The organism is Alcaligenes endophyticus (assembly GCF_026344035.1).
In the GTDB taxonomy this organism is placed as follows: domain Bacteria; phylum Pseudomonadota; class Gammaproteobacteria; order Burkholderiales; family Burkholderiaceae_B; genus Alcaligenes; species Alcaligenes endophyticus.
On sequence record NZ_JAPKND010000005.1, the window covers coordinates 247,869 to 260,979 of the forward strand.

Here is a 13,111-nt window from a genome sequence, read left to right on the forward strand (position 1 = left end):
CAGTGTTTAGCGCAATTTAACTGCTTTAAGAGGGTTTAAATGGAAATCGCAATCATTGTTGATACACAGCAATTCACTCCCGTATTTTTGATCTAAAACACTTGTGCAGACCCAAATTTGCTGTTACCTTTGCTGATCTCTTTGATAATCATTCCTATTATCTTATTTATTGCGGGTAAGGAGCACCATCCATGCATGTCAACATAACCATGACAAAGCTATTCCAACAACTTTGCTTTGCAGGCTTAGCCGGATTAGCAAGCATTAGCGCCGCTCAAGCAGCAAATGAAGTTAATTTGTACACTACCCGTGAACCAGGCTTGATTACCCCACTGCTGGAAGCGTTCCAACAAGACACAGGCGTTAAGGTTAATACTGTTTTTGTGAAAGACGGTTTGATTGAGCGCGTAAAAACGGAAGGCGATAAATCGCCCGCCGACGTGTTAATGACCGTTGATATTGGTAATTTGCTCGACTTAGTCGAGGCAGGGGTGACTCAACCAGTTAAGTCCGAAGCCCTAGAAACTGCCATTCCCGCTAACCTGCGTGGCACCGATGGCGACTGGTTTTCGCTTTCCTTACGTGATCGCGTTGCCTATGTAGATAAAGACTTAGACATCACATCAATTACCTACGAAGACTTTGCCGACCCTAAATACAAAGGCAAAGTATGTATTCGCTCTGGTCAGCATCCTTACAACACCGCGCTGATTGCCGCCAAAATTGCTCACGATGGTGTCGAAGCGACGGAAGCTTGGCTACAAGGCGTTAAGGCAAACCTGGGACGTAAAGCTGCCGGCGGTGACCGCGATGTTGCCCGTGACATCTTGGGTGCCATTTGTGATGTTGGTATTGCCAACGCCTACTATGTAGGCCGCATGAAAAACGCGGAACCCGGTTCAGATGCCTACAAATGGGGGGAAGGCATCAAAGTCTTACGCCCTACATTCAGTAGCGAGAATAGCAAAGGCACTCACGTGAATATTTCTGGCGCCGCCTTAGCTGCTCACTCCCCTAACAAGGAACAAGCTATTCAATTGCTAGAATACTTGGTGTCCGATAAGGCACAAAGTATGTACGCAAAAGCTAATTACGAGTATCCCGTTAAAAAAGGCGTAGAGCTTGACCCAGTTGTGGCAAGTTTTGGCGAGCTCATTATTGATCCCCTGCCATTAACCGAGATCGCCAAGCATCGTAAACAAGCCAGCGAATTGGTCGACAAAGTTGGTTTTGATAATTAGTAATTCCCAGGCTAACCAAGAAACCGCAGTGCCCCTTATTGGGGACTGCGGTTTTCGCACATCAGCAGCACCGCTTTTTTTCTACGCATGACTCAGTTTTTTCGTCGTTTACCTTGGTGGCAAGGCATTGCCAGTCTCATCGCGTTATGCGTAGCGGCCCCTATTATCACCTTGGTTTTTTATGCTTTTGGCGGAGACGTAGGACACTGGGCGCACTTAGCCCAGTTCGTCTTGCCTAACGCCATGAAAAACACCCTCATTCTTTTATTGGGCGTGGGGATTGTGGTGACCCTACTGGGTGTAGGTGCTGCTTGGTTAGTCACCGCTTACGACTTCCCCAGCCGTAAAGCTTTATCGTGGGCATTACTGCTGCCCTTAGCCGTACCCACCTATATTGTGGCCTTTGCCTACCTTGATATCTTGCACCCCATTGGCCCGGTGCAAGGGCTCATCCGTGACGTAATGGGCTACAGCAGCCCACGCGAATTTAGACTGCCCGATTTGCGCTCATTAGGCGGCGCTATATTTTTACTGGGCTTTGTGCTGTATCCGTACGTGTACCTGAGTACGCGCGCCATGTTCGCCACTCAGTCGGCCAATTTGCTTGAAGCAGCACGCGTAATGGGAGAGTCTGGTCGTAGCGTATTTTTCCGTGTTGCTCTGCCACTGGCCAGACCCGCCATTGCCGTAGGCATTAGCCTAGCGCTATTAGAAACCCTGAACGATATTGGCGCCTCGGAATTTCTGGGTGTGCAAACGCTAACGGTATCCATCTACACGACGTGGGTCACGCGCTCTAACATGGCGGGTGCAGCGCAAATAGCTATCGCCATGCTAGTGATTGTGGCAAGTTTGATTACGCTCGAGCGCTATGGCCGTCGTAAACAAGCTTATACCAGCCAAATTCGCTCGCGTCCTATTCAAGCGCAGCGCTTACGCGGTGCCCCAATGTTACTTGCCATAGGCTTGGGATGGGCGCCTATTACCCTGGGCTTTTTTATTCCCGCCCTATATTTAATTCAAGAAACTCATAAATACCTAGATCGCGCCGGAGCCTTATCCGCACAGTTAGTCGCTAGCGCCATTAACACCGTCAGCATCGCCCTGTTTGCCACCCTGCTCACCGTCGTTTGTGGCCTGGTGGTGGCCTGGGCGGGTAGACGTATTCGTAATGCCGACCGTCCTGTTTATGGTTTGACGATGGCGCGTATTAGCTCTTTGGGCTACGCCATTCCCGGCACCGTGCTTGCTCTAGGTTTATTAACGCCACTTGTGCTTTTTGATGATTTTTATAATCGCATCGCATCATGGTTAGGCATACCCAGCAGCGGCTTATTGCTAATGGGCTCCAGTGCCGCCTTAGTCTTAGCGTATACGATGCGCTTTTTAGCCATTTCAGTGGGTGGTACCGAAGCGGGCTTGCAACGAATCCCCCCCTCGTTAGAGCAGGCATCGCGCTTACTCGGAGAGACGCCCGCCAGTACTTTGTATCGAGTGCATCTACCCTTGCTTAGACCTGCCATCGGTGCAGCAGCATTATTAGTATTTGTGGATGCCATGAAAGAGCTGCCGGCCACCCTTTTATTGCGTCCCAGCAACTTCGAAACCTTGGCGACCTGGCTCTATGCCGAAGCTGCACGGGGCACCTACGAAGAAGGGGCCGTAGCGGCTCTAGCGATCGTCGCCGTCGGTTTGGTACCCGTTATTTTATTAGCTCGCACACAGCTAATGAACACAGGAAAATCATCATGAATTCCGCCTTTTTAAGCCTGCAAGATATTACCCTTTCCTACGAGACCTCCAAGGGCCTTAAGCCAGTGGTGCAAGGGCTCAGCCTGTCGTTGCGCAAAGGAGAAATTGGTTGCCTGTTAGGCGCTTCAGGCTGTGGTAAGACGACAGTATTACGATCGATCGCAGGCTTTGAGCCGTTGCGCAGCGGACGTATCAGTCTAGGCGAACAAATCTTATCTTTACCGAACCAACAGCTCGCCCCCGAACAGCGCAATGTAGGCATGATGTTTCAAGACTATGCCTTGTTTCCCCATTTAACCGTGGCAAAAAATGTAGCCTTTGGTTTACGTCGCTGGGACAAAGCCGACCGTGAGGCTCGCGTCGACGAAATGCTAAAACTGGTTGATTTACACAACCTGTGCAATCGCTATCCGCACGAACTGTCTGGTGGCCAACAACAGCGTGTAGCATTGGTGCGAGCCCTAGCCCCACGCCCTGCCCTGTTATTACTGGATGAACCGTTTTCCAATTTAGATGTGGACTCGCGTGAGCGCCTAGCGTTTGAAGTACGGGACATTTTAAAAGCCACCTGCACCACCGCTATTTTAGTTACCCACAACCAAGCCGAAGCCTTTGCCATCGCCGACCGCATCGGCGTCATGCAAACAGGGAAAATCTTGCAATGGGATACCCCCTATGGCTTGCACCATCAGCCGGTGAACGACTTTGTCGCTGACTTTATCCGCAAAGAAGCCATTATGGCACAACGTGCCCAGGCCTATTTACGCGGTGAACAGCAAGCCGAGGCGGTGGCGTAGTACGTCCTCACCTGCAAACCACGATAAAGAATAACAATGCAGGCGTAAAGAACGTAAAAGCCGAGTAGCGTGGCACTACTCGGCTTTTTATTGCCCTGCTATACAGACCTATTTATAGGCTGTAGTACATATCGAATTCTACCGGATGAGGCGTCATGCGCAAGCGCGTAACTTCTTGACGTTTGAGTTCGATGTAGGCATCCAGCATATCGTTACTAAACACACCGCCACGAGTCAAGAACTCGCGATCTTGCTCTAGCGCATCTAACGCCTGCTCGAGCGATGAGCAAACGGTGGGGATTTTTGCATCTTCTTCAGGTGGCAAATCGTACAGATTTTTATCTGCAGGATCACCAGGATGAATGCGATTTTGTACCCCGTCTAAGCCGGCCATTAGCAAAGCCGAGAACGCCAAGTAAGGATTGGCCATAGGATCTGGGAAGCGTGACTCGACACGACGCGCTTTGGGATTGCTGACGTAAGGAATACGAATGGAGGCTGAGCGGTTCCGGGCCGAATAAGCCAGTTTCACTGGTGCTTCGTAATGCGGCACCAAACGCTTGTACGAGTTCGTGGACGGATTCGTAATGGCATTTAGTGCGCGTGCGTGCTTGATGATGCCACCAATAAAGAACAAGGCCATTTCAGACAAACCAGCGTACTCATTGCCCGCAAACATATTTTGACCATCTTTCCAAATGGACTGATGCACGTGCATACCCGAGCCGTTATCGCCCACAATAGGCTTAGGCATAAAAGTGGCTGTTTTTCCGTACACATGGGCAACATTATGCACGGTGTACTTCATAATTTGGTTCCAGTCGGCCCGCTGTACTAACGTCGAGAAACGAGTACCAATTTCTAATTGCCCTGCGCCACCCACTTCGTGGTGATGAATCTCGACCGGTACGCCTTGCTGTTCCAGCAATAAGCACATCTCAGCACGCAAGTCGGCATAAGCATCAACCGGAGGCACGGGGACATAGCCGCCCTTAACTGCCGGGCGATGCCCCAAGTTGCGTCCGTTTAAATCGGCGCCACGTGACCAAGGGGCCGATTCGGACTGAATTTTGACAAAGCTGCCAGACATTTCGTCATTCCAGCTAATGCCATCAAACACAAAAAACTCGGGCTCGGGGCCAAAGTAAGCCGTATCACCTAAGCCGGTAGCACGAAGGTAGGCCTCTGCACGCTTGGCGATGGAGCGGGGGTCGCGGTCATACCCTTTTAAATCGGCGGGGTCGACGACATCGCAGCTCAACACCAAGGTAGACTCTTCACGGAAAGGGTCCATGCGCATGCTGCTCGTGTCGGGCACCAGCAACATATCCGAGGCTTCGATACCTTTCCAACCAGGCAAAGAGGAACCGTCGAAAGGTAAACCAGATTCCAGACGGTCCTCATCCACAGTATGGGCAGGCACGGTTAAATGGTGCTCGCGACCCAGGGTGTCGGTAAAACGGAAATCCACAAAAGCGATTTCACGCTCACTTAACAGTGTTAGGACGTCTTCGGGGCTAGACATGATGACTCCGGCATAGAGAATAGAAAAAAACACATAAACAGTCGTGCTGCTTAAGAGGTGATTCGCACCACATAAATGTTAATGCACAGCAATGTGACACAAGATAAATTGTAGTGCATTGTGCCTGCGCAGATGGCAAAAAAATGTAGTGAAACCGTCTTATTGCCTCATTCTGTATCGTTCAGGAAGGCGGACTGCACATCATTTAAGAAACGCCAGCCCATATCCGTGGTTTTAATTCTAACCGGATCAGGCGCGAGCAACTTTTTATCAATCAGTTCACGTATCGTCGGCAGTACTTGCGCCAAAGACTGCCCGGTGCGTTCTTGAAAATAAGCAGCCGGTACACCGTCACGTAAACGCAGTACATTCAGCATGAACTCAAAGGGTAAATCGGCCTCTTGCACGCGAGCATGATGCGCATAATGACTCCCATCACGCAATACTGCTTGCTCCATCCAGCTTTGCGGGCTACGCACCGTGGCCGTGCGTAGGATACGATCATGAAAAGACAACTTACCGTGCGCGCCCGGCCCTATCCCCACGTAATCGCCAAACTCCCAGTAATTCAAATTATGCCGACTATGGGCGCCAGGTTTGGCATAGGCTGAGATCTCATATTGTGCTAACCCCGCCGCTTGGCTCAGTTCGATCAACTGATCCTGCATCATTGCACTCAAATCATCGTCGGGCAACACAGGCGGATACTTAGCAAAGACGGTATTGGGCTCCAGTGTTAAGTGATACAACGACAAATGCTCAGTGCCAAAGGATAAAGCCGTACGTATATCGTGCTCTGCCTGCTGTAAGGTTTGGCCGGGCAAGGCATACATAATATCTAGATTCACACGCGGAAAACAGGACTGCGCCACGTCAATCGCCGCCTTTGCTTGCACCGCATTATGCACTCGCCCTAAAGCCAGTAGGGCCTGATCGTCAAAGCTTTGTACCCCTAACGACACGCGATTGATACCGCTGGCCGCGTATGCCTTAAAGCGTTGTGCCTCGACAGTACCAGGATTGGCTTCAAGCGTAATCTCGGCATCGGGCAGTAAATTCAAATGAGAGCGCAGCATAGTCAGCATTTGCTCGATGGCGGCAGCAGAAAGCAGACTGGGCGTTCCCCCACCAATAAATACAGAAATCACTTGCCTACCCCAAATTAAGGGTAGGTTTTGTTCTAAGTCAGCTTGGAGTGCAGCGAGGTACGCTTGCTCGGGCAGCTCCGCGGGTGCTTTATGCGAGTTGAAGTCGCAATAGGGGCACTTGCGTATGCACCAGGGCACATGTACATATACCGATAAGGGGGGCAAACTGCTTAGCAGGTTACGTGATTGGGAACCTGGGCTAATACGAACGCGTGGAGTGTCCAACATGAACTAACTTTGCTCCGCCTGTAAGCGCGCCAGCAAGGCTTGCAACGCCATGCCACGGTGACTAATGCTATTTTTCAGCTCTGGACTCATTTGGGCAGCAGTTTGTTGGTGTTCGGGAATATAAAAATGTGGGTCATAACCGAAGCCATGTTCACCCGCCGGTTGATCAACAATTTGGCCGCGCCAGTTACCTTCCACAATAATGGGTCGAGGATCGTCCGCGCTGCGCACATACACCAATAAAGCAATGTAGCTAGCGTCACGCTTTGCCTGACCTTGTAAACGCGCAACCAGTAACTGGTTATTCGCCGCGTCGGACTTTTCAGCCCCCGTTTCCCGCTGAGCATACCGGGCCGAGTAAACCCCAGGCGCCCCATCTAGGGCGTCTACACACAGGCCCGAGTCATCCGCCAACGCAGGTAAGCCACTTTGGCGACTGGCGTGGCGTGCCTTTTGCAAAGCATTTTCAACAAAAGTGCCAAACGGCTCATCGGCTTCAGAAATCCCGAGCTCAGCCTGCGGCACCATGTGGATGCCTGCCGCGGACAAAATAGCATTGAACTCTTTTAATTTACCGGCATTATTCGAAGCCAGCACTACACGTGTTCGTGTCATAAATCACCAAAAACTCATCAATTAGGCGCAGTCTACGGCTTGCTGTTGCAACACCATCAGTTCGCGTATTCCTTTGTCGGCCAAATCCAATAGCTGATTAAAGGTAGCGCGATCGAAGGTTTGCCCTTCTGCCGTGCCCTGCACTTCAACGAACTGTCCGGCTCCCGTCATCACAATATTCATGTCAGCGCCACAGCCGGAGTCCTCGATATAGTCCAAGTCCAGCACTGGAGAGCCCTGTACCAGCCCTACTGACACCGCCGCCAACGACTGGACTAAAGGCTGCGTCGTTAAGGTACCGTTTTTCTGTAAATGCTTCACAGCTAAGGCGGCCGCTATCCACGCCCCCGTAATACTGGCACACCGAGTGCCGCCATCGGCTTGCAAGACATCACAGTCTATATGCAGGGTGCGTTCGCCCAAAGCGGACAAATCAAACACAGCACGCAAGCTGCGTCCAATCAAACGCTGAATCTCCTGCGTACGACCACTTTGCTTGCCACGCGCGGCTTCACGATCGGAACGGGTATGGGTAGAGCGCGGCAACATGCCATATTCTGCGGTGACCCAACCTTGCTCTTTACCTTTCAAGAACGGAGGCACGCGCTCGAGCACACTGGCATTACACAGCACATGGGTATCGCCCATACGAATCAACACGGACCCTTCCGCATGACGGGTATACGCGGTTTCTATGCGCACATCACGCAATTGATCGGCGAGACGTCCGGCGTGACGGGTAATTTGTGCTTGGGAATCTGACAAAACGGTACTCCGCGTAAACAAGGGAAAAGTCTTATTGTAAGGCTTGTGGCAAACGTTGTATGCGTACCCCCATATCCTGCCATTTTTCTTCTTGGCATGTGAATAGCACGATTTGGTGTCGCAGAGCCGCATCCGTCAGCATGCGCTTCATTTGTTCTAGGCGCTGCTCATCGCTGTGCACCAGAACGTCATCCAGCATCAGGAACGTGGGATGACCAGCCTCTTGTAATAAATCGGCATACGCTAAACGGGCCATCAAACCCAGTTGCTCGCGTGTGCCAAAGCTTAGATCCTCCACCACATCCGCTAACCCGACCCCAGCGTCCCGTTGTAAACCTGTGGGCGCAAAGTGTTGATCGAGTATCACTGCCTTGGCTTGCGGTAAAAAGCGTAGATAATGCAACATACGTGATTGCAACGGCTGCAATAAGCGTTCGGTTAAGTCTCGTCGCTTACTTTGCAAGGTATCCAATAGCAATTGCAACGCCGCCGCTCGGCGCGCATAATTTGCGTTACGTTTTTGGACTAACTCAAGTTGCCCTTGGTGATCAGCAATTTTTTCATCCAAACCCTGCACTCCTTGGCTTTCCAGCTTGGTTTGCAGTACTAATAGGTCTTCCCTAGCTTGTTCATAATCTTGCTTGAACTGTATAGCGCTGCGCGCATAACGCGTAATGTCTTGCCGTAATAGGTCTGCTCCGGCATCGTTATAGTGCTGTTTAGCCTGAGCAATTTGCTCAATCAACACACGCTCTTGCTCTTGTAAGGCCTGAGCTTGCATGCGCCGGTCTTGCTGCTGCAACAAATAGCTGGGGTCACTTAGCAATTCTTTCTGCGCAGCGATGTCCGACTCTAATGCCTGTATGCGCAAGACATGCTGCTGCACCTGTTCACGTAAGGGGCGCCACTCCTCCTCCAACGCCTGCGCCCTATTTTTACGCGCTTGAAACTCCTGCTCCAGCATATCGGCTTGAGAGAGCTCTATACCATCAGGCACCGTGATTTCCGGCTGCCTAGGAGCCTCAGTCAGTTGTAAAATCAACGCCTGGGCTTGCTGTTGCAAAGCCGATACCCCATGCGGAGCATGCCGCATCAACGTGTTTTGATCATGCTGTAAGTCGCGTACGCGCTCTTGTTTGATTTCCCAGCGGCGCTCCAACTCCTCGATGCTTTGCGCAGCAAGGCTTTCCAGCAAACTGTTTAATTGTTGGCGACAGTGCTGTATATCGCTATGCAAGGCCTCGGTGTTGGAAGCGGCGGCGGGAACAATACGCACCGTGCCCGCAGCGCCTAAATCAATAATTGCTGTCTGACTTAATAAGCGCTTGCCCTGCCCTTGCAAACGCTCTTGCCCCAACTGGAGTTCAGCTTGCGCCTGTAAATCAAACCATAGCTCAGGCGCTTGCGCCTCTAGCTGCAACTGCCAACGCTGTAGTTGTGTTTGCAACGCCTTCGCCTGTTTAATGGCGTCCGCTTGTACCGGCTCTTGGTGAATTAAAGCACTTAATGTGGCGATTTGCTGGTCCAGCTTCGTAGCCTCAAGCAAGCGTCGACCTAAACGTTCGTGCTCTTGCATGGCTGCTTGGTGGCTGGCTTTTTGGGCCTGCCATAGCTGCCACTGACGCGCTTGCTCTCGATAGGTTTCGTATTGATCTCGATCTTGGCAGGCCTGCTGGAAACGTGAGTGTAAATGGTCGCGTTGTTGCTCTATTCCTGGCAAGCTTTGCAACAGGCTATGTAACTGCTCTTGTTTGGCGTTAAAAGCCACCTGTTTTTCTTGTTGGGCCAACAAACCATCCTGCAAACGCCCCAGATTTAGCCTTAATAACTCTAGCTGCTGGCATAAGCTTTCCTCTTGCTTCACAAAAGCCTGCGCTTGCGCCAGCTTTGCTTCAGCCGCTTGCTGTTGCTGCAACATCGCCTGCCAAGGCTGCTCTTTTTCATGGCGTTGCAATAGCGTCTTCAGACGACTCAGTTCATCTACCCCTTGCTGATACTGCTGTAGCTGGGCGCGCCACTCTTTCAGTTGGGTTTGCAGTTCTTCTTGCTGACGCAAGCTCGCCAACCAGTCACCTTTAGGACTGCCTTGCACCTCGGTACGCAGACTAAACAGCTCACGTTTGACCCGTTCAATCAGTTCCTCGCCATCACTACTGCCTAATTCGGCCACATGTTGACCCAAGGCCTGCTGCAAGGTGGCACCGGCAGCCAATACGGCCTCGCGCAGATCTTGCCCTTGACCTTGTTCAATCCATAGTAAGCCGGGCACGCCCCAGTTTTTTTTATCGCTTGCCCCGCGATTAGCGTATTCATAGCCCAACAGTTCGGCTAAGTGCTGTTCTGCCTGCTCACCTTCCAAGCGTTGTCCTGCAAAATCCAGAAAACAACGGCGCGCTTTGAAAAAGCGTTTCTGCAGCGTGTATTGTTTATCCGCAATGCAAAACCGCACTGTTACTTCGGGGGCTGCCGTGCTGTCTCCCCAAGGCAATAAGCTTTTTAACGGGCCACTACCCGTGCTGTGACGCTCAAAAAACGCCACGCGAATCGCTTGCGCCAAGGTGCTTTTACCGGCCTCATTAGGCCCGGCAATAATATTGAGTCCGGCATGCAAATCACGCAGTTCTACCGCCTGCTCAAAACGACGAAACTGTTGTAGTGTCAGTGACAGTATCTGCATTAGAGTTGCTGCCTTGCCTGATTAAGAATTTGTGCCATAAGCAACAAGGCGTCACCCGCCGTTTGTGCTGCCTCGCCACCCGCTTTCTGTTGTGCCTGTAGCGCTACGAGCGCGGCTTGCACATAACCATCCACCTGTAGGGCTTGTATATCCTCCTCGGTAGCGCTCAATAGCAATGCCTCACGCTGCACATCCACACTGCGCACACGCGACTCAAGCCTTAGCAGAACCGCATCTAACGCTTGCGTGGCGGCTAAACTTAAGTGACCGGTCAACTCAAGCTCAATCACACTGTATAAATCGTATTGCAGTGTACTTTGCTCAAAATCCTGCACCTGCTCATCGTGGGTGAACTCCACCGCCACACTATGCCATTGATAACGGGCAATAGGCATGGCTGTAACCTCTGGCAAGGCCCTTGGAGCAGACACACTGACATGCAGTACATGACCCGGCTGATTATCCTTAAAACGATCTGGTTCGGGCGTGCCGCTATACCATGTACGAGCATTAATTTGACGCATACCGTGCCAATCGCCCAAGGCTAAATAGTCCAGCTGGGCTCGCTCGGCACGATCCGCCGCCAAGGGATTATGAGAGTCAATATGTTCAGCCAGAATGCCTTGCACGCTACCATGTGCCACCCCTATACGAAACATGCCCTGCTCTACCGGCACGTGATCAAACCAAGCGCTTAAATCTTGGTAGCTTTGACGCTGCGTTAACACCCCCGGCAATACCGTCAAATTTAGCTCGGGCAGCACCAATGGTTCCGGTCGCAGCAGCACATGCACATGATCTGGAATCGCCCCCAAGCGTTGCGCTCGCGTCCAAACACTTTCACTTAACGCTGCGTCGTGATTCCCTGGTAATAATAACCAAGGCCCTGTGTAGGTACGCAGCGCCATGAAGCAGCGCAAAATCTGTCTATCGCTTAAGGTTTGACTGTCAAACACATCCCCCGCTACCACCACGAAATCCACTTTCTTTTCAATGGCCAACGCAGCAATCGCCTTCACTGCATCGAAGCGAGCCTCAAAAAGCAACGCCGCATCCTCGGGTAAAAAGCGGCCATATTGACGTCCAATTTGCCAGTCAGCCGTGTGTAAAAACGTGAGCATAATGTCCCCGCCTAAAGAGATAGACCTAAGTGTAGCGGATACAAGCTCCCGCATAGGCGTGTGCCAAGGCTACAATAGAAGATTATTTCCTTACTCGATATTCTCTTATGATCCGTAGCATGACTGCTTATGGCAATGCCAAGGCTGAATCCCCGCAAGGCACACTTAGCGTAGAAATGCGTAGCGTCAACAATCGCTTTCTGGATATCAACCTGCGCCTGCCCGATGACCTACGTTATGCCGAAGGCCCTATACGAGAACGTCTAGCGCAACAATTACAGCGCGGCAAACTAGATATACGCCTAAGTTATCAGTTGCAACAAGAGCAACAGCAAAAAACGCTTCCGCCTGAAGTCATTAGCCACTGGGCTCATCTTCTGCAACAAGCTCGCCACCTTATCCCTGATATGCCTCCACCAGGCTTGACTGAGCTAGTACAACAAGCCAACGCCAATCATGGATTAGATGCTGACGTTTGGCTGCCCTTGTGCTTAGAAGCCTTAGATCTTGCCCTTTCCGACCTACAATCTACACGTTTGCGCGAAGGCCAACGACTGGCCGACATGATGCTAGCCGTCAGTCAAGACATGAGCCAGCTCGTCCAAGAGCTAGAAAACAACCTCCCTGCCCTGCTCGTCGAACAACAAGCAAAAATCAGTAAACGTTTAAGTGACACCCTACTAAGCGTTAGCCCCGACGGTTTTGCGCACATCAGCGGCGAAGAACTTTCCGCCCGCATAGCACAAGAATCCTCACTCTTTGCGCTACGCATCGACGTCGCCGAAGAACTCGCCCGCCTACGCTCACACATCAGCGAACTACAACTGATCCTACAAGGCGACCACAGCCACAGCAACAACAAACGCGCCCGCCAAGGCAGCACCGGCAAACGCCTCGACTTCCTCTTCCAAGAAATGAACCGCGAAGCCAACACCCTAGGCTCCAAAGCCAGCAACCTAGATGTTACCAATGCCTCTATCAGCCTAAAACTACTCATCGAACAACTCCGCGAACAGGCGCAGAATATTGAGTGACACTTACCAATACCCACTATTTTACTCAGCAGTAAATGGTGGGTATTTCTAGAATACTACATGGCCTACCCCAGCATCGACATTGGCCGTCTATAGTCAAAGATTGTTGGGATGCTCTGCCCATAATCGCCTATGTCTTGTCATTCAAATCCAGCTATGCTTTTGATGTAGCAGATCCTAGAGGCATAGAAAGCTTCCCACGTAGCGA

General features: G+C 51.4%; 10 protein-coding genes. 4 read left to right on the forward strand and 6 right to left on the reverse strand.

Features of this window, described 5'->3' with window-relative positions; translation table 11 throughout:
* Positions 1-209: 209 nt before the first annotated feature.
* The 3 genes from OSH01_RS11145 to OSH01_RS11155 all read left to right on the forward strand — a co-directional run bounded on the left by OSH01_RS11145 (position 210) and on the right by OSH01_RS11155 (position 3,790).
* Positions 210-1,241 carry a Fe(3+) ABC transporter substrate-binding protein gene (locus tag OSH01_RS11145; RefSeq protein ID WP_266124208.1) on the forward strand — a complete coding sequence of 344 codons (1,032 nt, stop codon included), beginning with the start codon at positions 210-212 and terminating at the stop codon, positions 1,239-1,241.
* 87 nt (positions 1,242-1,328) lie between these two features.
* Positions 1,329-2,993 (forward strand): ABC transporter permease, encoded by a 1,665-nt coding sequence (locus OSH01_RS11150; protein ID WP_266124174.1) that lies wholly within the window; start codon positions 1,329-1,331, stop codon positions 2,991-2,993.
* Positions 2,990-3,790: an ABC transporter ATP-binding protein gene (locus OSH01_RS11155; RefSeq protein WP_266124175.1), complete on the forward strand. Its 801-nt coding sequence runs from the start codon at positions 2,990-2,992 to the stop codon at positions 3,788-3,790. Before OSH01_RS11150 ends, OSH01_RS11155 begins: the two co-directional genes overlap by 4 nt.
* A 112-nt stretch (positions 3,791-3,902) precedes the next feature.
* Here OSH01_RS11155 and glnA read toward each other — a convergent pair whose 3' ends face one another.
* From glnA to OSH01_RS11185, 6 genes are all read right to left on the reverse strand, one after another.
* On the reverse strand, positions 3,903-5,315 hold the full coding sequence (glnA, locus tag OSH01_RS11160; protein WP_266124176.1) for a type I glutamate--ammonia ligase: 1,413 nt from the start codon (positions 5,313-5,315) through the stop codon (positions 3,903-3,905).
* Between the two features lie 167 nt (positions 5,316-5,482).
* Positions 5,483-6,691: a radical SAM family heme chaperone HemW gene (gene hemW, locus OSH01_RS11165; protein ID WP_266124177.1), complete on the reverse strand. Its 1,209-nt coding sequence runs from the start codon at positions 6,689-6,691 to the stop codon at positions 5,483-5,485.
* Between the two features lie 3 nt (positions 6,692-6,694).
* Positions 6,695-7,306 (reverse strand): RdgB/HAM1 family non-canonical purine NTP pyrophosphatase, encoded by a 612-nt coding sequence (gene rdgB, locus OSH01_RS11170; RefSeq protein WP_266124178.1) that lies wholly within the window; start codon positions 7,304-7,306, stop codon positions 6,695-6,697.
* Positions 7,307-7,327: 21 nt separating this feature from the next.
* Positions 7,328-8,071, reverse strand: a complete 744-nt coding sequence (gene rph, locus OSH01_RS11175; RefSeq protein ID WP_266124179.1) for a ribonuclease PH — start codon at positions 8,069-8,071, stop codon at positions 7,328-7,330.
* 31 nt (positions 8,072-8,102) lie between these two features.
* Positions 8,103-10,748 carry an AAA family ATPase gene (locus OSH01_RS11180; protein ID WP_266124180.1) on the reverse strand — a complete coding sequence of 882 codons (2,646 nt, stop codon included), beginning with the start codon at positions 10,746-10,748 and terminating at the stop codon, positions 8,103-8,105.
* Positions 10,748-11,869 carry a metallophosphoesterase family protein gene (locus OSH01_RS11185; protein ID WP_266124181.1) on the reverse strand — a complete coding sequence of 374 codons (1,122 nt, stop codon included), beginning with the start codon at positions 11,867-11,869 and terminating at the stop codon, positions 10,748-10,750. Before OSH01_RS11185 ends, OSH01_RS11180 begins: the two co-directional genes overlap by 1 nt.
* A 107-nt stretch (positions 11,870-11,976) precedes the next feature.
* Here OSH01_RS11185 and OSH01_RS11190 point away from each other — a divergent pair, with 107 nt between their 5' ends.
* Complete coding sequence (locus OSH01_RS11190; RefSeq protein WP_266124182.1) at positions 11,977-12,903, forward strand: YicC/YloC family endoribonuclease; 927 nt, start codon at positions 11,977-11,979, stop codon at positions 12,901-12,903.
* Positions 12,904-13,111 lie beyond the last annotated feature (208 nt).